The sequence below is a fragment of the Amycolatopsis sp. NBC_00355 genome, from assembly GCF_036104975.1.
Classification (GTDB): domain Bacteria; phylum Actinomycetota; class Actinomycetes; order Mycobacteriales; family Pseudonocardiaceae; genus Amycolatopsis.
This window is the reverse complement of sequence record NZ_CP107982.1, coordinates 10,192,234-10,217,607: the sequence shown is the minus strand read 5'-3', so window position 1 is coordinate 10,217,607 and position 25,374 is coordinate 10,192,234. Positions and strand designations below refer to the sequence as shown.

The window sequence follows — 25,374 nt, the reverse complement described above, 5'->3', positions numbered from 1 at the left end:
CCGTGGTCCACGAGCGGGCTCAGGAGACGGCGCGGCGCACGGCCGCACCGAGTGCCGTGCCCCAGGCCCGGGCGCGGCCGGCTTTCCCGCCCTTGCCCTCGATGGCCGAACCGCGCGGGTAGGCCCAGACGATGAGGGGCATCCCGAGCCGGACCGCGTCCTCGACGCCGCCGTGCAGCGGGGACAGCGCCTCGGCGTCCGGCGGGATCTCGCCCGCGGCCGGGTTGGCGAAGAAGTCCCGTGGCCCGTGCTCCGGTCCCTGGTCGTAGGGCAGGAAGAACGCGGTCCCGTTGCGCAGGCCGTGTTCGTGCAGGATGCGGTGCAGGCGCGTCTTCTTGCCCGTGCTCAGCCCGAGTTCGGCCAGTGCGGGACGGTGAGCCATGGCGGCCTCCGGTTCGCGGATTCGTGGTGTGCCCAGCAGATCGCGCGAGGGCCACCGCCCGCAGCAGCCGAACGCCCCCGGCACCCGAGGCGGCGGTCCGGAAGTCCGGGGACCTTGGACCCTTGCGGCTCCCCGCCCCCCGGCGGCGAGCCTCTGCCCAGGGGGAACTCACCCGGGAGGTCGTCGTGAAGATCGATGAACTGCTCGCCAAGGCCAAGGACGGGCTCGAGACCAAGCTGGTCTACGGCGAGCCGTACGAGACCGACGGGGTCACCGTGATCGTGGCCTCGACCGTCAGCAGCGGCGGCGGTGGCGGCGACGGCCGCGACGAGAACGGCCGCTCCGGTGAGGGCGGCGGGTTCGGCCTGTCCGCCAAGCCGGTCGGCGCGTACGTCATCAAGGACGGCAAGCTCCACTGGGAACCGGCGGTGGACTTCAACCGCCTGCTGGCCACGGCCGGGGCGATCGCCCTCGCAGCGCTCTTCCTGGCGACGCGCCTGGCGAAGCTCAAGTACCGAGCCGGGGAACCGGCCGGCGAGTCCTGAGCGCGCTACCCGGCGCCCGGCTCCTCCCGGCCGGCCGAGCTCGCGTCCCGCACCCGTTCGGTGAGCGTGGCCGTGATCCCGGCGGACTGCGCGGCCCGGGCCCGCAGCGACTCCGCGATCTTGGCCAGCACGACGGTGAACTCGCGGATGTGCATCGGCTCCGACCGCTCGACGGCCGCGTAGACGTCGTCACCGAAGATGGCGAACATGGCGTCGATGGCGGCGTGCCCGGCCGGGGTGAGCGTCACCAGGACGCTGCGCCGGTCGGTCGGGTGGCGCTCTCGCCGGGCCAACCCGGCCAGCTCGAGCCGGTCCAGCAGCGCGGTGACGCTCGCCGAGGCGATGCCCAGGCGCTTCACCAGCGCCGAGGGCGGCAACGGCCCCTGGTGCAGCAGTTCGCCCAGCGCGGCGGCCTCGTGCACCCCCACGCCGAGAGCGGACGCCATCGCCCGCCGGTACTCGTCGGTGGCCACGATCACCGCTCGCAGCTGCTCAGCCAGTCGTTCCATCCACGCTCACCACAAAGATCGGACGCCAGGTACCTAGATAAACTAGATACTAGACCAGCTAGAGTTGTCCGTGCGGCGATTCGCCGTCACGCCGGGCGAAAATAAAGCAGAAATATCGAAAATTCCGCGCCCGCCACGCCGACGAGGAAATCGGCCACGCACCACCGAGTCCAGGCGGCGCGGAGATTCTCGGTTTCCGAGAAAGACCGGATCCGAGAAGAGAGACAGCGTCGCACCGCGACCACCGACCGGCCCGGCATCGGCGGACCCCGGCCCCACGTCGAAAAATTTCCGACGAAAACAAAACCGTGCCGCAATTCGACGTCGAGATCTTTGCATTTCGAGAATCTCGGGCCCACTACTCCGGGACCAATCCGCAAAATTGCCGGAAGCGCGGTTACCATGGGCGGAAGAGGCCGTTTTCCGAGGAGATCCGCCAATGCCGGAGAGACTGTTTTCCGAACCCGTCATGCCGCAGCCGGAGGTCGCAGCCCTTCGCCGTGAGCGGAACCGCTGGCTGCGCCGGGAGGCGAACCTGGTCCTCGGCCACGAGGGAGCGGACGAGGCCGCGACCCAGGAGGCCCGGACCGCGCAGCTCGTGCTCACGTACGCCCTCGCGGTCATCGAGCAGCGGCCGGCGGTGGTCGGCTCGTTCCAGGACCTCACCCGGCAACGCTGCGGCCAGGACTGAGGTCCCGCCGCGGCACCTCGGCCCGCTCACCCCGCGCCGAGGGGTAACGCAAGTACACGACGGTGATGTCGTCACGCGCGGGCATGAGGCCGTCGCAGAGTTCGCCGGGGCTCCGGCGGGCGTGGTCGGCCGCCGCCGCGACCAGCTCGGCGCACGCCTCCTCCGCGGGCAACCGGTTCTGCTCGATCAGCCCGTCGGGGTAGCAGTCCAGCTGGTCATGGTCACCGGTCCGGTGTCGGCCAGGACCGGGGGCCGACGCTGTCCGCCCGACCCGGCGACCGGCGTCACCCGGCGTCGTCGGCTCCGGGCTCGACGAGACCGTGGCCGGTCCCGATGAACCGGCCAGGATCGCCACCCGCCCGCGCGCCACTGGCCAGCCAGCGGCGGAAGCCCGCCGGGTCGCGTCGTTCCAGCTCGTCCAGGCAGGCCCGCCGGACCAGCACCAGCTGCTCGCGGGTGTCGCTGTCCCCGAGGCACTGCAGCTGCGCATAGCTGTACTGCCACGCCTGGCAGAGCTCCGCCACGTCCAGCCCCGGGACCGCCGCCGGCGTCAGCTCGGCCGGCTGCCGGTCACCGCTGCGCACTCCCGCGGACGGCGGTTCGCCCGCGCGCCGGCGCCGCGATGCCCGCAGCCGGGCCTGGTAACCGGCCAGCGCCAGGGCCGTCAGGATTCCGGCACCACCACCGAACCCGAACGCCGAAACGGTTTCGGCGGCCAGGACGCCCGCGAGGAACAACGCCAGGGACGAGGCCGCGGCCACCTGCGCCGGCGGCCGGCCACCCCACCGGACCCGAACCGTCCTGGGGGACTCGTCGACCTGCTGCCAGACGATCAGGCCGAGCATCGCACTCATGACCGCCCAGACGACCAGGGCGTACAACGGAAAGGACGCGAGACCGGTCAGGACGAGCAGCAGCGAACTGAAGCACGCGAGAAGGACGGTCGCTCTGATCAGCACTGCACACCTCAGGCAGCTCAAGCTTCGGCACGGACAAGGGACAAAAGCCGCGGTCCGGCGAGCGTAGCCGCGCACCGGGCGTTTCCGGCAGGGCGCAAGGGCCCGCGGCCGAGGGTCCTTTTCCCCTGTCCGGTTCCACGGTTCCGGCTCATTCACCGTGGGGCCGCCACCGGCTGCTGGAGCCGCGGTCGGGCGCCTTCGTGCGGACCTGGTTCCCCGAACGGCACACGGTCTTCGCCGCGGGCTCGGCCCGCGAACGGCTCCTGCTGGCGAACCTCTTCCGGTCCGCCGAGTAAAGCGCGCTCGAGGCCTGGAGACCGGCCTGCGCCAGGACACCCGCTCGGTGATGGCCGTGGCCGGCGCCGAACGGGCCGGGTTGGGTGCGTCCAACGCACCCAACGCCACATCGGTGCGCCACCCCTCACCGCAGCAACACCCAGAACCCCGGCAGTCACAACGACAACACGCCGGCCCGAGCCACGAGACCGTTCACGATCGGCGACCCCGGCCCGGCCAAGGCGGTGCGACGCAACCAAAGCCGCCTCGGGGCGCGGCCGGCCCCTGCCAACCTGCCTCGGACGCGCGACCCTAGCCGCCGTCCTCGGGCAGGTCGGTCTCCGGCGGGTACACCGATGTGATGGCCAGTGCTCCCAGGCCGCGAGCGATCAGGTCCTGCCGGATCTGGTGGGTGGTGCAGCCGCCGTAGATCAGGTGGGTCAGCGGCATCGTCTCGGTGTCACGCATGGGCATGGCGATCATCGTGAGGACGCCGTCGCCGCACGAGTGGTGCTCGACCCGCTCGCCGTCGCCGGCGTACTCCGCCGCGATCATGGTCTCGTAATATCGGCGTCCCTTCTCCGACAGCGTCTCGTACAGCTCGTCGACGAGGGCCTTCACCTGCGGCGGGTGGTCCCGGTGATGAGTGATCAGGGTGCTCCGCCGCCAGCTTTCGTCGTCAGGTGCTCTCCAGGACACGCTCTCTCTCCTTCGTCTGTCGCGGTACGCGTGGCCGCCGGATGACAAGAAAACAGCCTGCGGCCCCCGGCGCCGGGTCGTTGTGCCATCGCCACGACGGACCTCCGCCTCTCGTACCGCACAGGCCGGTGCCGAACGATAGGGCGTGAACCCGAGGAGGCGACGTCATGTCGGTGTCGGAAATCAGTCCAGCGGTCCGTGGTGGCTTTCCGACGGGCCGGCGGGTGCGCGTGACCGGCGGACCGTATCGCGACGACCGCGGGAGCGTGGTGGACCGGGCGCCCGACCTGCGTCCCGGTTCCGTCTGGGTCGACCTGGTCACCGCCGGGGTCCACCTCGTCCCCGGCTACCGCCTCACCCCGCTCGAGGACGGCCCCGGAAGCGTGCCCGGCGAACCGCGCACGACACGAATCCGGTGACAGCCCGCGCTGTCCGGCTTCACCGACAGCCGCGATACCCGGTGCCGCGGGAACGTCTCGGCGGCTGTTTCGTTTCCCATGACCACCTCAGCGGATCTTCTCGGGATTTCCTCGAGCGTCCGCGGCAGCCGCGCTGGATGGCTACGCCGACGCCGGAACCGGGCCGCCGTTGGCCGGCGTCTCCTGCCGGGGCACGGCCGGCGCGGGCGCGGTCACCACCGCGTCCGGCTGAGCCGGAACCACCGCGGTGGCCGACGCGGCCTCACGGGCGAGGAACGAGCCGAGCTCACCGATCGTGCTCATCAACGGCGCCGGGAACACCACAGTCGTGTTCTTGTCCACACCGATCTCCACCAGGCTCTGCAGGTTCCGCAACTGCAACGCCAACGGGTGCGCCATCATCGTGTCCGACGCGTCACCCAACGCCGCCGCGGCCTGCGACTCACCTTCGGCGTTGATGATCTTGGCCCGCTTCTCCCGCTCGGCTTCGGCCTGCCTCGCCATCGCCCGCTTCATCGACTCCGGCAGCTGGATGTCCTTCAGCTCCACCAACGTGACCTCCACACCCCACTCGGCCGTGGTGACATCGAGGATCTGGCGGATGTCGGTGTTGATGGCGTCCGTCTCGGACAGCGTCTCGTCCAGCGTGTGCTGGCCGACGACCTTCCGCAGCGTCGTCTGCGCGATCTGGTCGATCGCGGAGTACACGTTCTCGATGGCCACGACCGACTTCGTCGCGTCCACCACCCGGAAGTACGCCACCGCGGACACGTCCACGCTCACGTTGTCGCGCGTGATGATGCCCTGCGACTGGATCGGCATCGTCACGATCCGCAGCGACACCTGCCGCAACACGTCCACGATCGGGATGATCAGCCGCAACCCCGGCTCGCGCACCCCGATCACCCGGCCCAGCCGGAACAGCACACCCTTCTCGTACTGCTTCACGATCCTGACCGCCAAGGCCAGCACGAGCAGTACGGCCACGACGATCGCGGCGATGATCCAGCCATTCATGACGAATGTCCCGTCTCTGGGTAACCCGGCCGCCGAAAGTCTTCCGACGGCTCCTGACGTGTCTGCCGCCGCGGGCCGCACCACGTCCGTCAGGCTCACCAGCCGAGAATTCACCTGGTGGCCCGATGACACCGCCGTCGACCGGCACCGGTCGGCGCACCCGCGGTGCACCGGCCCGAGCAGGGTCTTGGCTCGGCCGATCAAAGCCCGGTGACGACGTGCCGGCGGGGGCCGGCGTGCTCGTCCCGGAGTCCAGGCGGACGGCCGCCGTCCGGCGGCCATGATCCAAGTCAAGCGTCCAGGCCGCGGCTCAGCTATGGCCGGAAGTCACCGTTGCCCAGGACCTCAGGCCCTCGGACCGAGGCCCAGGCGTTCCGTTGCGTTTCCCACCTCCTACCGGGTGAATGGCGGCGGTTTCCCGCCGACACCACGCTCAAGGGCGTAGACCCGCCACCGCGACGGGGCTACCGTCGAGGGACCTTCACCACGGCACCTGACCTCCCGGTCACCGGCTGGTCATCCCACCACGTCGCCCCGGCCCCCGGCGCTCCAGCGATCCCCGCACACGGAGGACGGCGACCATGCCCGGGCCCGGCGACAACTCCGCCTCGACGACGATCGGCACGCCCGGCGGCACACCGGCGCCGGGCCCCCGCTGCGAACACTGCGGAAACCCCTGCCGCGCCGCGAACGCCCACGGCGCGCTGGTCGCCGATTCTTCGGCCGTCGACCCGGTGGACCGCTCCCAGGACGGCCGGAGATACGTCGTCGCGTGCGGCGCCGGGCACCTGAAATCGTTGGTCGACAAGGCCCGGGCGGCGTGGACCACCGAAGAACTCTGGTTCGGGCAGCTGTGCCGGGCGAGCCGCCAGCACGGTATGAGGGACGCGGAGGTCCGTGAGATCGGGCTTCGCGCACGGCTGTCCGCGGCGGACGTCCGGTCGGCGCTCGCCTGGAACGCCACCCGGGACCAGCCGACGCTGGTCCTGCCCGGCGGTCAGATCGTGCCGCTGCTGCCCATCCAGCCCGCCGACCGCCCGCGGAAGCGATCACCGGGTACCCAGGGGTTTCCTTCCCCGCCGGTGGCGACCACCGTCAAGTGGACGAGCCCGCGGCCCGAGCCTCCGGTTCCCGACCGGTAGTGGTGCTGCAGCGGGGACAAACCGCCTCGGCCGTCATCGACCAGCCGCTACGACTCCGCAGCGTGGTGCGGCGCGGCACCGGCGCGAACTGATCGCTCTCGGTTCCAGCCCTGTTCCCGCTACGGACGGGCCACTCCGACGACGGGGGGAAGCTCCTTGCCATCGCGCCGTGGCAGGGGAACAGTCCAGGTCAGGTGGGTGGCGCCGTCCGCGCCTGTGCTGTGCCCGAGCGTGCCGGCCCCGGACCGGCACCCGCTCGGCGCCGATTCGGCCGCACCCATCACCGGGCCGTTGTCGATGACCTCGAGGCTGAGCAGTTCGGACAGGACGCTGATCCGGATCTCGACGGCGGTGACGCCCGCCTCCCGGATGATCACGGACAGCGCCTCCTCGACGATCGCCACCGCGTCGTCGATGATGCCGATCGGGACCGCCGCCAGGTTCCCGGTGAAGCTGGTCTCCACCGGGAACCCGAGCACCGAAGCCGCCTCGTCGATCACCGTCAGGAGCCGCTCCCCCAGGTTCTCCGTTCCCCGCGAGCGGGGGTCGAAGTCGTAGACCGTGGCCTGGATCCGCCCGACCGTGTCGTCGAGGACGGCGATGTAGGACTTGAGCCGCTCGCGCACCGCCGGGCGGGTACTCGCGCTCGCCAGGCCCTGCAGCCCGGTCGCGACAGCGTGGAGTTTCCCGCTCACGTGCTCGTTGAGCGAGGACCCGATCCGGTCGTGCTCGTCGACGATCCGCAGCGCCTGCTTCTCGGTCCGGGCCCGCTGCAGTTCGATCGCGACCCCGGCGTGGCTGGCGAACCCGGCGAGATGCCCCATGTCCGCGTCGGTGAAGCCACGCCGCCCGGCCACCCGCCCCACGCTCAGCGCGCCGATGGCCTGGTCGCCGGCCGACAGCGGAACCACGACGACGGACCCGATCGGCACGGGAAGCTCGGCGAAGCCGGCGGCGGCGTAGTCGTCGATCAGGCTGCACACCCCGGACCGCACGACCTGCCCGGCGAGACTGCCGTCCAGGTCCGCCACGGTGCCGAGCACGTGCTCGGCCAGCACCCCGATCGCCGCGGTGACTTCCAGCCGCCCGGACTCCGCGAGCAGCGCCAGCGTCGCGAAATCGGCGGACGCGCCCTCCTGGGCGTGCCGCAGCACCAGGTCGAGCGGCTGGGCGTCGTCCCCGGCGAACAGCCGCTGGGTGATGTCCGTGGACGCGGTCAGCCACCGGCGGCGCTGCTCGGACTCGTCGAACCGGCGCGCGTTGTCGATCGCCACCCCCGCCGTCGCCGCCAGCGCCACCACCAGCTGCTCGTCCTCTTCGCTGAACTCCCCGTTCACGCTGCCGGTGAGGTAGAGGTTGCCGAAGATCCGATCGCGGATCCGGACCGGCACCCCGAGGAAACTGTCCATCGGCGGGTGGCCCGGCGGGAAACCCGCCGCGTCGGGATGGCTGTTCAGATCGGCCAGCCGGATCGGCTCCGGCCGGCGGGTCAGCAGCCCCAGGATCCCCCGGCCCCGCGGCAGTTCACCGATGCGCTCGATCAGCCCGGCGTCCATCCCGATGTGCACGAACTCGTCCAGCAGCCCGTGCTCGCCGAGCACGCCCAGGGCCGCGTAACGGGACTCGACCAGGTCTCGGGCCGCGGTCACGATGTGCTGGAGCACGACCTGCAGGCTCAGATCACTGGCGACCATGGCGTGGGCGCGCAGCAACGCCCGCAGCCGTCCCTGGGTCCCGAGCACGTCCTGCGCGCGGGCGGCGACGTCGCCGAGGAGCTTCTCCAGCTCCAGCCGCGGCAGCTCCGGGAACGGCAGCGTCAGCGGGCCGAAGTCGTCCAGCCGCTGGGAGTCTCGTGCACCAGTGGCGAGAATCTCGCTCATGCCTGCTCGCATCCCGTCGACGATCTCGCGTCAGCAGGGTCCGGACCGACGTCACCAGCACCGATGTGGCCGGTCGACCGGCCGCGGCTTCAACCTACGCCGTTGCGCTGGGCGAGGGAACGCGACTGTGACGTCGGCGTTTGCCGGGTCGGTACGCCTGCGTGGGCCTCTCGGACGACGAGCGCGGTCACGCCGAGTGCGGCGATCACCAGGCCGATGCCCGAGAGCCACCACCAGCCGGGCCGGATCCGGTCGCCGAGCAGGATGGCGGCTCGGTCCTCGCGGTCCGTGCGCTGCTGCTGCGGCCGGGAGCGGCGAAGCCGGGCGCGATCGCGACATCCCTGGTCACCTCCGCGCCGGGCCCGGTGCCGCCGACCGGGTGTTCTTTCCGGCGTGCCGCCACGGTGGGCCTGGCTCACCGTGGCGGCAAGGAACGTGCGCCCTTCGATCAAGGGACCGAAGACCCCGGATAACCGGCGCCGGAAGGATACAATCGTGCGGACGTTCCGCTGATTCCGGCGCCCGAGACCCTGGTGCGGTTTTCCCTTGCCCTCTCGGTGTGCCGTGTGCCGGCCGCCGTATCGGATGCACTCCCGAAGGCCGAGGCACCATGATGCCCCCACGTCCCGCGCGAACCGCGCTGCTCGTCTTCTGCTTCGTGTTCGGCGCGATCGGAGTGGCGACGTCTCCGCCGGCGGCGTTGATCTGCTGGTGCCTGCTGGGGTTGCTGGTCGGCGTCTGCGGGTGGCTCGGTGCCGGCGAGCTGCCCGCCGGCGTGCTCGCCGGACCGGCCCCTTCCGGCATGCGGTGTGCCGCGGTGGCCGCCGGCGCCACCGTCACGATCTGCCTCACGATCGAAGGGCTCGTGACCGTCGTCGGCGCGGCAGCGGCAACGGCCGTGGTGTTCGGCGTCGTGGTGACGTGGGCGTACTGGCGGGCCCGGCTCGCGTCCGCTGCTCGCCGGGCACCCGTTCGCACGATCCGGCGATCCGCCCCGGTGCCGGCGCTGCCGGCCGCGGCGAGCATGTCCACCGCGGAGCTGTGCGTGGCGTGGCAGCGCAGCTACGTCGCACTGCAGAAGGCCGACGAGGCGGCCACCTGGCACGAAGTGGTGCGCCGGCGGCAGGAATACCTCGACGAGCTCGAACACCGCAATCGCGACGGCTTCGCCCGCTGGCTGGCCAGCGGCGCCCGCGCGGGCGGGGACCCGCAGCGCTACCTGACCGCCGGCGGCTGAGCCCCCGATCCGGTCCTTCGGCCCGCGGGCTGTGGACCTAAGACCCCTGGCACCGCCCCGACCGGCGTGGATGCTCGACGCAGGATCACGACCGGCAGATCGGACGATCGATGGCACCGCAGGAACCCACCGGGACGTCCACATCGGACGGCCCGGCCCCGGCCGCCGGTCGCAAGCCGTGAAAAGCGCACCGACGGCGCCGAATCCCGCTCGCGCGGCCCCCCACGACCTCGAGATAGGTGCCGCGGGAGCGCTGACGGCCGAGGGAGTGCTGCGCGAACTCGGCGTCACCCTCGACGGGCTCACCACCGCGGAGGTCGCCGGACGGTCGGCGCGGTACGGGCCGAACGCGGTGTCGTCCCACCGGGCGCGGCTGGTCCCGGTGCTGTGGCACCAGCTGCGCTCTCCCTTGCTGGTGCTGCTGATGGTCGCCGCCGTCGCGTCCTCCTTCGTCGGCGAACGCGGCGACGCGGTCATCATCGGGGTGATCGTCGCGGTCTCGGTCGGGCTCGGGTTCGTCAACGAGTACCGCGCGGAGAAGGCCGCGGAGGCCCTGCATTCCCGGATCCGCCACGAGACCGTGGTGATCCGTGACGGTCACCCGCGCTCGATGGATGTCACCGAACTCGTGCCTGGCGACGTGGTCGAGCTGAAGCTGGGTGACGTCGTCCCGGCCGATCTGCGGCTGCTGGACGTCACCGGCCTGGAGTGCGACGAATCGGTGCTGACCGGGGAATCACTGCCGCAGGAGAAGGACACCGCGGCCGTCCCCGAGGGCACCGCGCCGGCCGAGCTGTCCGGGTGCGCGCTGATGGGCACCGTCGTGCACGCGGGCAGCGCCACCGGCGTCGTGGTGTCGACCGGCGCCCGCACCGGGTTCGGGGCGATCGCGGCCGGGTTGAGCACCCACCAGCTCGACACGGAGTTCCAGGTCGGGCTGCGGAAGTTCTCGATGCTGCTGGTCTACGTCGCCGGCGCGCTGACGACGTCGATCTTCGCCGTGAACGTGGTGCTGCACAAGCCGATCCTCGACGCGCTGCTGTTCTCGCTCGCCATCGCCGTCGGCATCACCCCGCAGCTGCTCCCGGCCGTCGTGTCCACGAGCCTCGCCGCCGGGTCGCGGCGGATGAGCCGGCGCAAGGTGCTCGTCAAGCGGCTGGTCTGCATCGAGGACCTGGGCAACGTCGACGTGCTGTTCACCGACAAGACCGGCACCCTCACCCTCGGCCGCGTCGACTACATGCGGGCCGTCCCGGCGCCCGGCGGTGATCCCGACGACGTGCTGCGCCGGGGCCTGCTCTGCACCGAAACCACCGCCGCCGTCGGCGGCAACCCGCTGGACCGGGCGCTGTGGACGTCACCGGGCTCGGTGGCGCAACGAGCCGCGCTGGCCGGCCACACCACGCTGGGCGTGCTGCCCTTCGACCACGAGCGGCGGATGGTCTCCGTGGTCGTCCGCGACCCGGCGGGCCACACCGTCCTGGTCACCAAGGGCGCCCCGGAGACCGTGCTGGAGCGCTGCGCCGGCGTCCCGGCCGAAGCGCGCACCGCCTTGGCCGCCGAGTTCGCCGCGGGAAACCGGGTCGTCGCCGTGGCCACGCGGCCGTTCCCCGGCGGGCCGCCGGCGCCCGCGGACGAACAAGGCTTGACGCTGCTGGGTTTCCTGGTGTTCCTCGATCCTCCCAAGCACGACGCCGCGCGGTCCCTGCGGCGGCTGGGCGATCTCGGCATCGCGGTCAAGGTCGTCACCGGCGACAACCCCGCGGTCGCCGCCAAGGTGTGCCACGACCTCGGGCTCGGCGACGGCGCCGCGCTGACCGGCACCGAACTCGACGCCCTCGACGATGCCCGGCTCGCCGACGCGATCACGCGGACCACGGTGTTCGCCCGGGTGAGCCCGGAACACAAGGCCCGCATCGTGCGCGTCCAGCGGCAAAGCGGCGGCGGGGTGGCGTTCCTCGGCGACGGCGTCAACGACGCGCTCGCCCTGCACGCGGCGGACGTCGGCATCTCGGTGGACTCGGCCACCGACGTCGCCAAGGACACCGCCGACGTGATCCTGCTCGAGAAGGACCTCGGCGTGCTCGCCGACGGCGTCACCGAAGGGCGGCGGATCTTCGCCAACACCATCAAGTACGTGCTGATGGGCACCTCCAGCAACTTCGGCAACATGTTCTCGGCCGCGGGCGCGTCACTGTTCCTGACGTTCCTGCCGATGCTGCCTTCGCAGATCCTGCTCAACAACCTGCTCTACGACACCGGCCAGCTCACCATCCCCACCGACAACGTCGACGAGGAGCAGCTCCGCCGGCCGTCCCACTGGGACATCGGGTTCATCCGCCGGTTCATGATCTTCTTCGGCCCCTTGAGTTCGGTGTTCGACTTCGTCACCTTCGGCGTCATGCTGTGGGTGTTCCACTCCGGCCCGGACCAGTTCCGCTCCGGCTGGTTCGTCGAGTCCCTGGCCACCCAGACGCTGGTGATCTTCGCCATCCGCACCCGGCGGATCCCCTTCTTCCGCAGTCATCCGAGCCTGCCGCTGACCCTGGGCGCGCTCGGCGTCGTCACCGTCGGCGCGCTGCTGCCCGCGACACCTCTAGCGGCCGCGCTGGGGTTTTCGCCGCTGCCGGGCGGGTTCTTCGCCGCGCTGGCCGGAATGGTGCTGGGCTACCTCGCCCTGATCGAGGCGGGCAAGCGGATCTTCTACCGCACCGCGGGCGCGCCGCCGACCGGGCCGAGGCCCTACAGCCACCGCCGGCACCTGCGCCGCCGGGCCGCGTACTTCAGCACCGTCGAGAGGGCCGGGGCACCTCCGGAGCACGACACCGGCGGCCGGCCGACCACCGCGACCTGAACACCATCGGAAAAGGGGACCTGTCATGCGGTTGGGAGTCGCGGGTGCGCTCGTCGGTGGCGTGTACCGCAAAGGCGACGTCGAGCTGGACCGGGAAACCGGGCGGGTGAGCGCGGTCGGGGTCGCGGGCCCGGGCTCCGGGCTGGCCGTGCCCGGCCTGATCGACCTGCAGGTCAACGGGTTCGGCGGGGCCGACTTCCTCACCGCGGACGTCGACGGCTACCGGCACGCGGGTGCCGAGCTCGCTCGCACCGGTGTGGTGGCCTACCAGCCCACCTTGATCACCAGTGAACCCGGCCAGACCGTCACCGCGATCGCGACGGCGGACAAGGCCCGGTCGTGCCCTGGTGGCGCCCGGATCCTCGGTGTCCACCTGGAAGGGCCGTTCCTCTCGCCGCGGCGGTCCGGCACCCATCCGGCGGAGCTGCTGCGCGCCCCGGACGTCGAGCTGACCAAGCGGCTCCTGGCGGCCGGGCCCGTCACCCAGGTGACGCTGGCGCCCGAACTGCCCGGTGCGCCGGAGCTGGTCTCCTTCCTGGTGCGAAGCGGAGTCCGCGTGTCCTGCGGGCACAGCGACGCGACGGCCGCCGAGGCGAACGCCGCGTTCGACCGGGGTGCCCGGCTGGTCACCCACCTCTTCGACGCCATGCGGCCCTTCACCCACCGCGACCCCGGCATCGTGGGCGCGGCGCTGACCCGCGACGACGTCGCCGTCGGGGTGATCGCCGATCCCAGCCACCTCTCCCCCGAAGGGATCCGCCTCGCCTTCCGCGCCGCACGTGGCCGGGTCGTCCTCGTCACCGACGACCTGTCCGCCGGCGGCTGCCCGGACGGGACCTACCGCATGGGCGCGGTCGAATTCACCGTCACCGGCGGTACCGCCCGCCGCGGGGACGGCACCCTGGCGGGCACGACGATCACGCTCATCGAGGCGATCCGCAACGCCTGCACCGCGGGGATCGGCTGGGAATCCGCGGTCAACGCGGCGACCAGCACGCCGGCCGGCCTCTTGCCCGGCGAGGACGTCGGCCTCCTGCGGCCGGGCGACCGGGCCGACGCGCTCGTCCTCGACGACTCGCTGAACGTCCACGACGTCCTCCAGCACGCCCACTCCGCCGACGGTTGACCCCGGCCCACCAGTGGCCGGCCGTGGTCTGCCGCAAGCTCGGTACTGCTCACCCCGAGGTGAACCGGACCTGGCCCGACACAGGACGAGGAGACCACGGTGGGAAGCCACGGATCCCGCACACTCAGGACGAGTCCGACCGTCGGCGCGCGCCTGGCCGCGGCCGCCTGCGGCTCGCGGACGGAGACCGCCGCCGCGGCGGGAGAACCGACCAGATCAGCCGGGTGACCCCCTACGCTCGCCGACTGGACGGCCCGGCCGAGGGCCGCGGGGCATGATGGCGCCATGCCGCACCGTGTCCTGCTCGCCGACGACGACCGCGCCATCCGGGAGTCACTCGTGCGTGCCCTCGATCTCGAGGGCTACCACGTCACCGAGGTGACCGACGGCGTCAGCGCGCTGGCCACGGCCCGGAAAGACGACTTCGACGTGCTGATCCTCGACGTCATGATGCCCGGCGTCGACGGCCTCGGCGTCTGCCGCGTCCTGCGCGCCGAAGGCGGCCAGACGCCGATCCTCATGCTCACCGCGCGCGTCGAAACCGCCGACCGGGTGGCCGGGCTCGACGCCGGTGCCGACGACTACCTCCCCAAGCCCTTCGAGCTCGACGAGCTCCTCGCCCGGCTGCGGGCGCTGCTGCGCCGCACCTCCGCCGACGCCGGGTCCGCTCCCCTGCGGACCCTGCGCCTCGGCGAACTCGCCGTCGACCCGGCCGCCCGGCGCGTCTGGTGGCGCAGCACCGAGATCACCCTGTCCAAGACCGAGTTCGACCTGCTGGAACTGCTGGTGCGCAACGCCGGGATCGTGCTCGACCGCACCACGATCTACCAGCGGATCTGGGGCTACGAATTCGGCTCCGAGTCCAAGAACCTCGCCGTCTACATCGGTTACCTGCGCCGCAAGCTCGACCAGGCCGGCGCGACCGAACTGATCCACACCGTCCGCGGCGTCGGCTATTCGGTGCGCCCGGCATGAACCTGCGCAGCAAGCTCGCGATCGCCTTCGCCGGCGTCGGTGCGGCGGCGGCGATCCTGGTCGGCGTCTTCAGCTACCAGGCCGCGTCGCAGCGGATCAGCGCCGAACTCGACCGCTCGCTGCTGACGACGTCGGCCGAGGTCGCGGCCGGGGCGACGCAGGTGCTCGCGCCCAGCCCGGTCACCCGCGGACCCGATGACGACGACCACGACGAAGCCCAGCCCATGGTCGCCCAGTCGATCGCCCCGGACGGCACGATCCGGCCCGTCGGCGGCCGTCCCGTCCGGCTCGCCGTCGACGACGAAGACCGGGCCCTGGCCGCGACCGGCTCCTTCGGGGACCGCCGCTACGACGACTTCACCATCCCGCCGGACGACTACCGGGTCATCACGGTGGCCCTCGGCGGCGGCCGCGGGGCGCTCCAGCTCGGCATCGACGTCGACGAGTCCCGGCACGTGCTCGGCGAGTTGGCCGCCCGCATCACCGGCGTCAGCGCCCTCGTCCTCGCCGGTGCGGCGCTGGCCGGCTGGCTGCTGGCCCGGCAGATCACCCGCCGGCTGGTCCGGCTGACCCAGGCCACCGAGCAGGTCAGCGACGGCCGCCTCGCCGACGTCGCGGTCCCGGCCGGCGGGCGCGACGAGGTCGGGCGGCTCGCGACGTCGTTCGACCGGATGCTCGGCCGGCTCGCCGACGCCCGCGCCGACCAGGAACGCCTGGTCCAGGACGCCGCGCACGAGCTGCGGACCCCGCTGACCAGCCTGCGCACCAACGCCAGCGTCCTGCGCCGGTTCGCCGAGCTCGCCCCCGGCGACCGGGCCCGGCTGCTCGACGACGTCGACGGCGAGGCCCGCGAGCTGACCCACCTGATCGACGAGCTCGTCGAGCTGGCGACCCGTCGCTACGAGACCGAGGAGCCGGCGCCGGTCGAGCTGGGTGAGGTCGTCGAGCGCGCCACCGACCGGGTACGCCGCCGCTCGGGCCGCGCCATCACCGTCGAGACCGATGCCACGGCGCTCACCGGCCAGGCCAAGGCGCTCGAACGCGCGGTGTCGAACCTGCTGGAGAACGCCGTGAAGTTCGCACCCGATGGAGTGATCGACGTCGTGGCCCGTGACGGCCGCGTGCAGGTGCTCGACCGCGGTCCCGGCATCGGCGACGACGCGGCGCGGGTGTTCGACCGGTTCCACCGGGCCGACGGCGCCCGCGGCCTGCCCGGCTCCGGGCTCGGGCTGGCCATCGTCCGCGAAATCGCGCTGGCCCACGGCGGCAGCGTGTTCGCCGAGCCCCGCCCCGGCGGCGGCGCCGTGGTCGGGTTCACCGTCGGAGCCGATCTTCTCTTACCGGATTCTCACCCTCGTCACGTCCACGGCTAACCGCGCGCCGGAAGGGTGGTCCGCAAGGATCACCACATCCAGGAGTGCCCGATGACCACCACCCTCGCCCCGCCCGGCAGCGCGCTCCGGCGCCCCGTCCGCGCGTGGTGGCGGGACGCCGCGGGCCTGGCCACCTGGCTGAGCGTCCTGTTCGTCGTCGCGCTGTGGGTGTCGGGCCGTGGCCTGCAGGATCTCGGCTCGGACTTCTTCACCTCGACCGGGCGCCTGACCGGCCTGGTGTCGGCCGACCTCCTGCTGCTGCAACTGCTGCTGATGGCCCGGATCCCGTGGGTGGAACGCAGCTACGGCCAGGACGAGCTGGCCCGCCGGCACCGGCTGATCGGGTTCACCTCGATCACGCTGCTGGCCGCGCACATCGTGCTGATCAGCCTCGGCTACGCCGCCACCGACCGGTCCGGTCTCCTCGGCGAGGTCTGGACGCTCGTGACCACCTACGCGGGCATGCTCCTGGCCACCGCGGGAACGCTCGCGCTCGTCATGGTCGCGGTGACGTCGGTGCGCGCGGCCCGCCGCCGGCTGCGGTACGAGTCCTGGCACCTGCTGCACCTCTACGCCTACCTCGGCGCCGGCCTCGCGCTGCCGCACCAGCTGTGGACCGGCGCCGACTTCACCGCCTCCCCGGTGGCGACCGTGTTCTGGTGGACCGCCTACGCGACCGCCGCGGGCGCGGTGCTGGTGTTCCGGCTGGGGCTGCCGATCTGGCTCAACGTGCGCCACCACCTCGTCGTCGAGCAGGTCGTGCGGGAAGCTCCCGGCGTCGTCTCGGTGTACCTGCGCGGCCGCCGGCTCGACCGGCTTCCCGTGGTGGCCGGGCAGTTCTTCGTCTGGCGATTCCGGTCCGGCCCGGGCTGGACGCGCGGCAAGCCGTTCTCCCTCTCGGCCGTCCCGGACACCCACGGCAACCGGCTCCGGATCACCGCCAAGGACCTCGGACCGGGCAGCCGCAGGCTGGCCCGGCTGCGGCCGGGCACCCGCGCCCTGTTCGAAGGCCCCTACGGCCGGCTCACCGAGACCGTCCGAAAAGGACCCAAGCTGGCGATGTTCGCCTCCGGCATCGGGATCACGCCGTTGCGCGCACTGCTCGACGAACTGCCCTACCTCCCCGGGGAAGCCGTGCTGTTCCTCCGCGCCGGCCGGCACGCGGACCTGCTGTTCCGGCGCGAGCTGGACGAACTCGCCACGCGCCGCGGCCTCCGGATCCACTACCTGCTCGGCCGACGGTCCCGCGACCGCGCGTCGTGGCTCCCCGAGAACTACGCCCCCGTACCCGACGAGCAGGTGCTGCGCCACCTCGTCCCCGACATCGCCGAGCACGACGTCTACGTCTGCGGCCCGGACGCCTGGACCGAAGCGGTGCTCGACACGGCACGCCGCGCGGGCGTCCCCGCCGACCGCGTCCACTCCGAACGATTCGGCTGGTAGGAAAGGACTTCCGATGCGCAGGATCGCCATCACCTTCGCCGCGACCGTCTCGGTCGTGGTGCTGCTGTTCAGCTACCGCACCAGCACCGATCCGACCCCGGTCGCCGTCGGCCGCCCCCTCGGCACCGGCACCCAGCCGACCCGCACCACGAGCCCCGCCACCCCGGCGCCGGCCGGGGGCGGCGGCACCTTCACCGGTGAGGCCGCCGACACCCGCTACGGCCCCGTCCAGGTGCAGATCACCGTGGCCGGCGGCAGGATCACCGACGCCCAGGCCGTCCAGTACCCCCAGGAAAGCGGCCGCGACGTCCGGATCAACTCCGCCGCCGTCCCGGAGCTGAACCAGGAGGCACTGCAGGCGCAGAGCGCGCAGATCGACACCGTCAGCGGCGCCACCTACACCTCCGAGGGCTACCAGCAGTCCCTGCAGTCCGCGATCGACGCGGCCCACGGGTGAGCACCGCGCCCCGGCAACGCCGGTCCTGGACCCGGGCCGTCATGGGCACCCAGGTCAGCCTCCACCTGCGCGGCCACCGCGTCGACACCGACCCCGCCGTCGAACCGGCCGTCGCCGCGGTGTTCGGGCACCTGCGCACCGCCGACGAACTGTTCAGCACCTACCGGCCCGACAGCCAGGTCAGCGCCATCCGTCGCGACGAACTGCCCCGCGACCGGTGGCACCCGTGGGTCACCGAAGTCGTCGCGCTGTGCGAAGAAGCCCGCGAACGCACCGACGGCTACTTCGACCCGTGGCGCCTGCCCGGCGGCTTCGACCCCTCCGGGCTCGTGAAGGGCTGGGCCGTCGAGAACGCCGCGGCCCACCTGGCCCGGCTGTGCGGCTACGACCACTACCTCAACGCGGGCGGCGACATCGCCGCCCGCGTCCACACCGCCCGCGCCCCGGCGTGGCGCGTCGGCGTCGAAGACCCCGGCGACCCGGCCGCCTTCCTCGCCGTCCTCGACCTGCGCACCGGCGGCCTCGCGACATCGGGCACCGCCGCCCGCGGCGCGCACATCGTCGACCCGCACACCGGCCGCCACACCAGCAACCTCCTCTCGGTGACGGTCACCGGCCCGACGCTGCTGTGGGCCGACGTCTTCGCCACCGCGGCGTTCGCCCGTGGCGGCAACGTCACCCGCTGGATAACCGCGCTCGCCCCCGGCTACGAAGTCGCCGCCCTCGCCCGCGCCCCCTGAGCCCATCCCACCCCGAGCTCCCGCCACCCGCACTCCACAAAGGACACCATGACCACCGTCAACGGCCTGCCCGCCCACATCCTGCTCGTGCACGCCATCGTCGTCCTGCTGCCATTGGCCGCGCTCCTGCTGGTGCTGAGCGCGCTCTGGCCCGCGGCCCGCGCCAAACTGGCCGGCCCGAACGCGATCCTGGCCGTCCTCGTCGTGGTTCTCGTGCCGATCACCACCGACGCCGGGGAATGGCTCGAACGCCGGGTCGCCTCGACGCCCGCGGTGCGCACCCACACCGAACTCGGCGACACGGCCCTCTGGGTCGCGCTCCCCGTCGCGGTGCTCGCCGTCGTGGTGTGGTGGCGTCGGCGCGAAAGCCTCCAAGACCAAGCGGCCGACACGACGAGCGCCGGCTCGACGAGCGCCGGCTCGACCGCGGTCGCGACCCGCCGCCGGACCTTCCTCGCCCCGGCCTCGACCGCGGTGACCACGGTGCTCTCGGTCCTGTCGATCGCGGCCGCGGGAGCGACGTTCTACGACATCTACCGCATCGGCGACTCCGGCGCCCAGGCCAGCTGGCAGGGCCAGTTCAGCGCCACACCCACCCCCCGCGGCCCCGGTCACTGAGACGCCGGACGCCGGTACAGCCGGGAACGGTCCCGGCTGTACCGGCGTGGCGATGCCTCCGGACGCGTCGGCGAGGTCGTGCGGGTCCGCCGTCAGGACGCGGTTTCCTCGGCGGTCCGCACGGCGGCTACCGCCGAAAACCGGCCGGTGACCCTGATCGCCGCCCGCACCGTCCAGTTCGGCGGCAAGGTGGTGCCCGGCGTCTCGGCCACCGGCGCGTCCTCGCCGACCGGGCGACACAGCCGGCTATCCGGCCGCCGAGACCACCATCCGGCCGAACCTCGTCGCTGCCGCAGGGCACCTCCTCCGGACACGGATTGATGGATTGATAGAGTCATCAATCCAGGAGGTGCCCATGCCTGCGAGGTCCCGGACGGCCGAGCCGCTCTACCGGATCAAGGCCGACCTGTTCAAGTGTCTCGCCCACCCGAACCGGATCCAGGTCCTGGAGGTGCTCGCCGCCGCCGGTGACGAGGGCGCATCGGTGAGCCGGCTGCTCGAGGTCACCGGCTGCGAAGCCTCCCAGCTGTCCCAGCACCTCGCCGTCCTGCGCCGCACCGGGGTCGTCGTGTCCAGCCGCACCGGCAACGCCGTCGAATACTGGCTCGCGCAGCCTTTGGTGGCCGAACTCCTCGTGGTGGCACGGGCGTTCCTGCTGTCGAGTCTGCACCCCGGTTCGGACCGGCTGGCCGCCGCCCGCGAGCTGCCTCCGCTGCCCGGCGCGAGTCCCCAGGCCGTGCTCGACGCGATCGCGCCCAGGGTATGAGTGTCCTCGCGCCGGCCCGGGAGCTGCTCCCCGGCCGGGACGACTACGACTTCCGTCCCCCGGTACTGCGGGCGGACCTGCTCGCCGGAGTCACCGTCGGCGTCGTGGCCCTGCCGCTGGCGCTGGCGTTCGGCGTCAGCTCGGGCGCCGGTCCCGCGGCCGGACTCGCCACCGCCGTCGTGGCCGGGATCGTGGCCGCGGTGTTCGGCGGGTCCCCGGTCCAGGTGTCCGGGCCGACCGGGGCGATGGCCGTCGTACTGGCACCGATCGTCGCCGTCCACGGCGCGTCCTCGGTGGCCGTTGTCGCCGTCCTCGCCGGGCTGGTCGTGCTCGTGTCCGGCATCGCCCGGCTCGGCCGGCTGGTCGCCTACCTTCCCTGGCCGGTCGTCGAAGGCTTCACGGTCGGGATCGCCTGCATCATCTTCCTGCAGCAAGTCCCTTCGTCCGTCGGTGCGACCGCGCCACCGGGCAAGAACCCGCTGCTGGCCGCGGTCGCCGCGGTCACGCACGCCGCGACCGGGGCCACCGCGGCCTGGTCGATAGCCGTTGTGGCCCTGGTCGCGGTGCTCATGCTCGGGCTGCCGAAGCTGCACCGCGGAACACCGGCGTCCCTGGTCGCGGTCACGGTGGCGACCGTCGCCGCCGAGATCCTGCACGCGCCCCTCCCCCGGATCGGCAGCCTGCCGAGCGTGCTGGCCCCCGCCCTGCCGTCGGTCACCCCCGGCGCGATCCGTGACCTCGCCGGAGCCGTCGTCGCGGTGGCCGCGCTGGCGGCGATCGAATCCCTGCTCTCCGCCCGCGTGGCCGCGACGATGACCCGCGGCGGGCCACCGGTCGGCCCGACCCGTCCGGACCGCGAACTCGTCGGCCAGGGCATCGCTTCGATCGCCAGCGGCCTCTTCGGGGGCATGCCCGCCACCGGCGCGATCGCCCGCACCGCGGTCAACGTCCGCTCCGGCGCCCGGACCCGCTTCTCGGCCATCACCCACGCCCTGGTCATCCTGGCGGTGATCTACGCCGCGTCCGGGCTCGTGTCCCGGATCCCGCTGGCCGCGCTGGCCGGCGTGCTCATGGTCACCAGCTTCCGGATGGTGTCGCTCGCCACGATCCGCGAAGTCGTCCGCGCGAGCCGCGCCAGCGCGATCACCTTCGGCGCGACCGCCCTCGTGACCATCGCGGCCGACCTGATCCTCGCCGTCGAGATCGGCCTGCTCGTCGCCGCCTTCTTCGCCCTGCGGCACCTTGCCGGCGCCGCGCACGCCCAGCGCGAACCCGTACCGGGCCCCGCCACCGCCGGCGACGAGCACATCGCGGTGTTCCGGTTCGAAGGCGCCATGTTCTGGGGCGCGTCCGAACGTCTCCTCTCCGAAATCGCCGGCGCGGTCGCCGCCGACGACATCGACATCGTCGTCCTGCGCCTGTCCGGACTGCACACCCTCGACGCGACGGGCGCGAAAGCACTCGGCGACACCATCGAGGAACTCGAGGCCGGCGGGGTCACCGTCCTGGTCAAAGTCGTCCGGCACCACCACCGGCACCTGCTGAGCGCCACCGGCGCCCTCGGCAAACTCCGCCACGGCAACCACCTCTTCACCACGCTCGAGGACGCCCTGACGCACGCCCGATCCCACATGCGCCGCGCGGATCGCGCTCAGTAGCTCCGCCACCGCGTGGCCGTGGCCTGCCCGTCAGGACACGAGCTGGCGCAGCGGCCCGTTGTCATCGGCGAAGGTGCGGGTGCTCATGGCCTGGACTCCGGCGCGGTGTTCGCCGTTGAACGGAGTGACCGTGCCGGGGCACCCTGCTTTGACAGCGTCTTCGGGCGAGTTGAACCAGAAGCCGACGTGGAAGGTGTGGATCGGGGCGAACGCGGGATTGCTCGCCGCGTCCGCCGGGTGGACCACCGGCGCCGGTGCGGTGTTCGGTGCCACCGCGAAGGTTTCGACGTTGAACCGGCCGACCACGGTGACGGACGCGGTGCCGTCGGCACCGGATTCCAGGTCGCTCTGGTACCACGACACGCCGAACGGCGCGTTCGGCACCTGGGTGATGAACAGGTCGAAGTCCGTGTCGGCCGGCAGCCCGGTCGCGCGCAAGGTCATGGTTTCGTTCTGTCCGTGCGTCACCACCCGCACCTTCGCGGCGGCCGCCGCGAGGCAGTTGGCGTTGGCGGCCACGCCGGAGCGGACCATGGCGAAACTGATGCTGCTGTCCGCGGCGTCCGCCTGGGTGGTGACCAACGCTCCGGTGCCGAGCACGGTCACCGCGCCGACGGCCGTGGCCGCGAGGGGAATTCTCCGGAATTTCACGGTTGTCCTCCGAATCGTGGGTTACTTGCTGTATCGCTCTCCCCGGTGACGGTGCCGGCCGCCGTCGACAATCCGTCGACAGTGCGGGATCCGGCCAGGTCCGCCCCGGCCGTCGAGACGTCCGAAAATCACCGTCTTCAAAACCGGAAAACGATCAGTGTCACGCTGAAAATTCCGCCGCACCGCACGGTCGAAACCCGTCGTACACTCCGAACGCGAGGGCATTCCCGGCCTTCGCCCACCGAGGGGTGATGCGGCGATGAGCGACCAGGAGCAACAAGCACTCGATCGCCTCTACGAGATCGACAACGTGCTGACGATCGACATCGTGCTACCACAATCCGACTGGGACGCCGTGCGCACCGAACAGCCGGCCGGTGGGGCGTGCAACTTCGATTGGGCCGGCGGCAGCCGTTTCACGTGGCGGAAGGCGACATCGGTCGAGATCTCCGGGACGAAGTTCCCCGACCGGACGACGTTCCCCGACGTGGGGATCAAGAAGAAATCCTTCTGCGGCTCGTTGAACAGCGACAAGCCCTGCCTGCACATCGACTTCGCCAAGTTCCTCGACACCAACAAATCCCTGATCCGCGCCCTGATCGGTTCGCAGTACCTGACCCTCAACAACTCGGTCCAGGACGCGTCCTACCTCCGGCAGCCTCTCGGCTACAAACTGTTCGAACTCGCCGGGCTCCCCCACTCGAGGTGCAACTTCGCCCGGGTACTCGTGAACGGCGTACCTGTCGGCCAACGGGTCGCGGGGGTCAACGGTCCCGGGATCTTCGTGAACGCGGAACCGATCATGCCGCGCTACATCGAACGCAACTTCGGCAACACCAAGGGGAACCTCTACGAACTCGAGCACAAGGACGACTTCGTCGACGCCAGGTTCGACCTCATCGGCGTCGAGTCGCTGTCGGCGTTCGAGGACAAGGCCGATCTGCGGTTCGCCATCGACCACATCGCCGCGCACGGGCTGGCCGGAGCGAGCCAGGTCTTCGACCTCGACCAGTTCGTCAAGCTGTACGCGATGGAGTTCTTCCTCAAGCACTGGGACGGCTACACCAGGAACACCAACAACACCTACGTCTACAACGACGTCACCGCCGTCGCGGCGCCGGGCGTGGACGACATCGACTTCAAGATGATCCCGTGGGGCCTCGACCAGACACTGCAGCCCGGGCGGCACTTCAAGATCGACACGAACGGCCTGCTCGCCAAGCTCGTGCGCGACGACGCGGACCGCCGCGCGCAACTCGTCGAGCGGATCCGCGGCTACCGGGACACCGTTTTCGATCGCAAGACCCAGCAAACGGTGCTGAAGCCGCTGCTCGAACAGATGGGCGCCTTGCTGACCGGCCTCGGAGCGCCCGACATGCCGGCACAGGTCACCGCGGTACGAAAGCAGCTCCGGCTCGCGGTGTCCGCCGGCTACCTCTTCGGCGGCCTGCCGGGCACCGAGGGCGCCTACGTTCGCGACGACGTCACCAACGACTGCATGCACGCCAGCACCACCGAAACCATCCCCTCGGCTGCCCCCGGCCCGGCGAACTCCGAGGTCATCCACCGGCCACGGCCCGGCAACGTCGACGACACGGATCTGTGGTGCTTCGGCGAACTCGGCCCGGGAAAGTCGGTCGGCAACAAGGCCTCCGGCAAGTTCCTCCACGCGAGCACGACGACTTCGAGCCAGGGCCACGAACTGCTGTGCACGTCCGCGGCGGACAACACCGACCACGCCGACGAGTTCTCGGTCACCCCGGCCGATCCCGTCAACCCGCCCGACGACAACTTCACCTTCAGCGGATACTTCACGCTGACGAGCAGCCGAACCGTGCTGGGCGCGGCTTTCGGTGCCGACACCACACCGGGCGGAAGACCCCGGGTCCATCAGGATCCCGTACCGTCGAAGCTGTACTTCTCCTGATCACAAGACCGCATAACCGCCGGAGTCGTCGACGACGAGGATCTTGTGCTCACCGCCGATCGAGAACGTCGTGACGCCCTCCGGCTTCGCGGTCCGGTGGAAGGCGGTTTCGAGAACCTGGACGCTGTCGCTCCCCCAGGTCCACCTGCCGAGCCGGAACGGCTCGTCGTCCCGGCTGGTCGAACGACCGAGCAGAAGCAGGAAGTCCCCGGTTCGCGCATCGTGGGAAATATCGCGGATCCCCACCGCCGTGGCCGATCGAGGCACCCGGATGCGCACCATCGCGGGAGAACCCAGCGACGCCGTCGTCCAGCCGGCGCCACCGGCGTGGATGGGGACCTGAACCACCGAGACCCGTCCGGGGCCGGCCGGTCCGCGCAGACCGAACACGAGCGCGTTCGCACGTGGGTCCCAGGCGAGACCCTCGACGTTCAGCCCGCCGTCGTCCGGCGCCTGCAGACCGGCTTCGGCGAGCGTGGGCTCGTTCGCGAGCAACCAGGCGCGGAATCCGTCCATCGCCTCGGCGTGCAGGTCACCCTCAGGACGATAGCGAACACGCACCAGACCGTCGTCGATCCTGCCTTTTCCCGATCGGCAGAGGGAGGAGGAGACGACGAGAAAAGTCTCTCCGTTCACGTCGACCCGGGTCAGGCCTTCGGGATCCCGCAACGCTCCCTCGCCCAAGCCGGTCAGCCGGCGCCGGTGAATCCGCTCGACCACTTCGACGTTCGCATCAAACGTCATCTCGAACAAAGCGGTGGGGTCTTTGTTGTCGATGAAGACGAATCGCCGCGAGCCGACTGCCGCCACCCCGGAAGCGTTGAAGGGCACTTTGCCGTTCTTTTCGGGGAACGGAGTCGGCTTGACCACGCAGGGAGTGTATTCCTCGGTTCCGGTGTGCGTGCCGGCCGGCACGACTTCCTCGCCGCTCACTTGCGACCACCAGGTGAAGTTCGGACGTCGCTGTAACTCTCGGAACGCGTGCGACGACTGACGCCCCGTGCTGTTCCCGGCGCGTCGGCGAGTGGAT

General features: G+C 71.6%; 27 protein-coding genes. 18 read left to right on the top strand and 9 right to left on the bottom strand.

Annotated features, from left to right (window positions below):
- Positions 1 to 19: 19 nt before the first annotated feature.
- Complete coding sequence (locus OHS18_RS47235; protein ID WP_328615226.1) at positions 20 to 382, bottom strand: hypothetical protein; 363 nt, start codon at positions 380 to 382, stop codon at positions 20 to 22.
- Between the two features lie 185 nt (positions 383 to 567).
- Between OHS18_RS47235 and OHS18_RS47230 the strand changes: the two genes are divergently transcribed.
- A complete protein-coding gene (locus tag OHS18_RS47230) occupies positions 568 to 927 on the top strand; it encodes a spore germination protein GerW family protein (protein ID WP_328615225.1) in 360 nt (119 codons plus the stop codon).
- Between the two features lie 5 nt (positions 928 to 932).
- Here the strand turns inward: OHS18_RS47230 and OHS18_RS47225 are convergent, their stop codons facing one another.
- A complete protein-coding gene (locus OHS18_RS47225) occupies positions 933 to 1,436 on the bottom strand; it encodes a MarR family winged helix-turn-helix transcriptional regulator (protein ID WP_328615224.1) in 504 nt (167 codons plus the stop codon).
- Positions 1,437 to 1,875: 439 nt separating this feature from the next.
- On the opposite strand from OHS18_RS47225, the gene OHS18_RS47220 reads away from it, so the two are divergent.
- Positions 1,876 to 2,127, top strand: coding sequence for a hypothetical protein (locus tag OHS18_RS47220; protein ID WP_328457899.1), 252 nt, complete (start codon positions 1,876 to 1,878; stop codon positions 2,125 to 2,127).
- On the opposite strand, the gene OHS18_RS47215 is transcribed toward OHS18_RS47220, so the two are convergent.
- From OHS18_RS47215 to OHS18_RS47205, 3 genes are all read right to left on the bottom strand, one after another.
- Positions 2,099 to 2,299, bottom strand: coding sequence for a hypothetical protein (locus OHS18_RS47215; RefSeq protein ID WP_328615223.1), 201 nt, complete (start codon positions 2,297 to 2,299; stop codon positions 2,099 to 2,101). The two genes, OHS18_RS47220 and OHS18_RS47215, sit on opposite strands and share 29 nt — an antisense overlap.
- A gap of 112 nt (positions 2,300 to 2,411) precedes the next feature.
- The gene (locus OHS18_RS47210; protein WP_328615222.1) at positions 2,412 to 3,086 is read right to left on the bottom strand and encodes a hypothetical protein; all 675 of its coding nucleotides are present in this window, start codon (positions 3,084 to 3,086) and stop codon (positions 2,412 to 2,414) included.
- Positions 3,087 to 3,674: 588 nt separating this feature from the next.
- Positions 3,675 to 4,061, bottom strand: coding sequence for a hypothetical protein (locus OHS18_RS47205; protein ID WP_328615221.1), 387 nt, complete (start codon positions 4,059 to 4,061; stop codon positions 3,675 to 3,677).
- A gap of 167 nt (positions 4,062 to 4,228) precedes the next feature.
- On the opposite strand from OHS18_RS47205, the gene OHS18_RS47200 reads away from it, so the two are divergent.
- A complete protein-coding gene (locus tag OHS18_RS47200; protein WP_328615220.1) occupies positions 4,229 to 4,480 on the top strand; it encodes a hypothetical protein in 252 nt (83 codons plus the stop codon).
- Positions 4,481 to 4,621: 141 nt separating this feature from the next.
- On the opposite strand, the gene OHS18_RS47195 is transcribed toward OHS18_RS47200, so the two are convergent.
- Positions 4,622 to 5,497, bottom strand: a complete 876-nt coding sequence (locus tag OHS18_RS47195; RefSeq protein ID WP_328457907.1) for a slipin family protein — start codon at positions 5,495 to 5,497, stop codon at positions 4,622 to 4,624.
- Positions 5,498 to 6,078: 581 nt separating this feature from the next.
- Here OHS18_RS47195 and OHS18_RS47190 point away from each other — a divergent pair.
- Together OHS18_RS47190 and OHS18_RS48710 are read left to right on the top strand one after the other, a co-directional pair.
- Entirely contained in the window at positions 6,079 to 6,639 is a 561-nt protein-coding gene (locus OHS18_RS47190; protein WP_328615219.1) for a hypothetical protein, read from the top strand.
- Entirely contained in the window at positions 6,597 to 6,731 is a 135-nt protein-coding gene (locus OHS18_RS48710) for a hypothetical protein (protein WP_442875324.1), read from the top strand. Before OHS18_RS47190 ends, OHS18_RS48710 begins: the two co-directional genes overlap by 43 nt.
- A gap of 27 nt (positions 6,732 to 6,758) precedes the next feature.
- On the opposite strand, the gene OHS18_RS47185 is transcribed toward OHS18_RS48710, so the two are convergent.
- Positions 6,759 to 8,519, bottom strand: a complete 1,761-nt coding sequence (locus tag OHS18_RS47185) for a sensor histidine kinase (protein WP_328615218.1) — start codon at positions 8,517 to 8,519, stop codon at positions 6,759 to 6,761.
- A gap of 161 nt (positions 8,520 to 8,680) precedes the next feature.
- Here OHS18_RS47185 and OHS18_RS47180 point away from each other — a divergent pair, with 161 nt between their 5' ends.
- The 12 genes from OHS18_RS47180 (at position 8,681) to OHS18_RS47125 (ending at position 21,766) form a co-directional block, all read left to right on the top strand.
- On the top strand, positions 8,681 to 8,992 hold the full coding sequence (locus OHS18_RS47180; protein WP_328615217.1) for a hypothetical protein: 312 nt from the start codon (positions 8,681 to 8,683) through the stop codon (positions 8,990 to 8,992).
- A gap of 137 nt (positions 8,993 to 9,129) precedes the next feature.
- Complete coding sequence (locus OHS18_RS47175; RefSeq protein WP_328615216.1) at positions 9,130 to 9,756, top strand: hypothetical protein; 627 nt, start codon at positions 9,130 to 9,132, stop codon at positions 9,754 to 9,756.
- Between the two features lie 178 nt (positions 9,757 to 9,934).
- Positions 9,935 to 12,610 (top strand): magnesium-translocating P-type ATPase, encoded by a 2,676-nt coding sequence (mgtA, locus tag OHS18_RS47170; RefSeq protein WP_328615215.1) that lies wholly within the window; start codon positions 9,935 to 9,937, stop codon positions 12,608 to 12,610.
- A 25-nt stretch (positions 12,611 to 12,635) separates the two neighbouring features.
- A complete protein-coding gene (gene nagA, locus OHS18_RS47165; RefSeq protein ID WP_328615214.1) occupies positions 12,636 to 13,736 on the top strand; it encodes an N-acetylglucosamine-6-phosphate deacetylase in 1,101 nt (366 codons plus the stop codon).
- 285 nt (positions 13,737 to 14,021) lie between these two features.
- Entirely contained in the window at positions 14,022 to 14,711 is a 690-nt protein-coding gene (locus tag OHS18_RS47160) for a response regulator transcription factor (protein ID WP_328457919.1), read from the top strand.
- The gene (locus OHS18_RS47155) at positions 14,708 to 16,084 is read left to right on the top strand and encodes a HAMP domain-containing sensor histidine kinase (protein WP_328457921.1); all 1,377 of its coding nucleotides are present in this window, start codon (positions 14,708 to 14,710) and stop codon (positions 16,082 to 16,084) included. The genes OHS18_RS47160 and OHS18_RS47155 overlap by 4 nt, the downstream gene beginning before the upstream one ends.
- 51 nt (positions 16,085 to 16,135) lie before the next feature.
- A complete protein-coding gene (locus tag OHS18_RS47150) occupies positions 16,136 to 17,527 on the top strand; it encodes a ferredoxin reductase family protein (RefSeq protein WP_328615213.1) in 1,392 nt (463 codons plus the stop codon).
- A 13-nt stretch (positions 17,528 to 17,540) separates the two neighbouring features.
- Positions 17,541 to 17,984 (top strand): FMN-binding protein, encoded by a 444-nt coding sequence (locus OHS18_RS47145; protein WP_328615212.1) that lies wholly within the window; start codon positions 17,541 to 17,543, stop codon positions 17,982 to 17,984.
- Positions 17,981 to 18,724, top strand: coding sequence for an FAD:protein FMN transferase (locus OHS18_RS47140; RefSeq protein WP_328615211.1), 744 nt, complete (start codon positions 17,981 to 17,983; stop codon positions 18,722 to 18,724). The genes OHS18_RS47145 and OHS18_RS47140 overlap by 4 nt, the downstream gene beginning before the upstream one ends.
- 48 nt (positions 18,725 to 18,772) lie before the next feature.
- Positions 18,773 to 19,342, top strand: coding sequence for a hypothetical protein (locus OHS18_RS47135; protein WP_328457929.1), 570 nt, complete (start codon positions 18,773 to 18,775; stop codon positions 19,340 to 19,342).
- Between the two features lie 355 nt (positions 19,343 to 19,697).
- Positions 19,698 to 20,108 (top strand): ArsR/SmtB family transcription factor, encoded by a 411-nt coding sequence (locus tag OHS18_RS47130; protein WP_328615210.1) that lies wholly within the window; start codon positions 19,698 to 19,700, stop codon positions 20,106 to 20,108.
- Entirely contained in the window at positions 20,105 to 21,766 is a 1,662-nt protein-coding gene (locus tag OHS18_RS47125; protein ID WP_328615209.1) for a SulP family inorganic anion transporter, read from the top strand. Before OHS18_RS47130 ends, OHS18_RS47125 begins: the two co-directional genes overlap by 4 nt.
- Positions 21,767 to 21,796: 30 nt before the next feature.
- On the opposite strand, the gene OHS18_RS47120 is transcribed toward OHS18_RS47125, so the two are convergent.
- Complete coding sequence (locus OHS18_RS47120; protein ID WP_328615208.1) at positions 21,797 to 22,417, bottom strand: hypothetical protein; 621 nt, start codon at positions 22,415 to 22,417, stop codon at positions 21,797 to 21,799.
- Positions 22,418 to 22,676: 259 nt separating this feature from the next.
- Between OHS18_RS47120 and OHS18_RS47115 the strand changes: the two genes are divergently transcribed.
- Entirely contained in the window at positions 22,677 to 24,344 is a 1,668-nt protein-coding gene (locus OHS18_RS47115; protein WP_328615207.1) for a CotH kinase family protein, read from the top strand.
- Here OHS18_RS47115 and OHS18_RS47110 read toward each other — a convergent pair whose 3' ends face one another.
- Positions 24,345 to 25,277: a DUF3616 domain-containing protein gene (locus OHS18_RS47110; RefSeq protein ID WP_328615206.1), complete on the bottom strand. Its 933-nt coding sequence runs from the start codon at positions 25,275 to 25,277 to the stop codon at positions 24,345 to 24,347.
- Between the last annotated feature and the right edge of the window lie 97 nt (positions 25,278 to 25,374).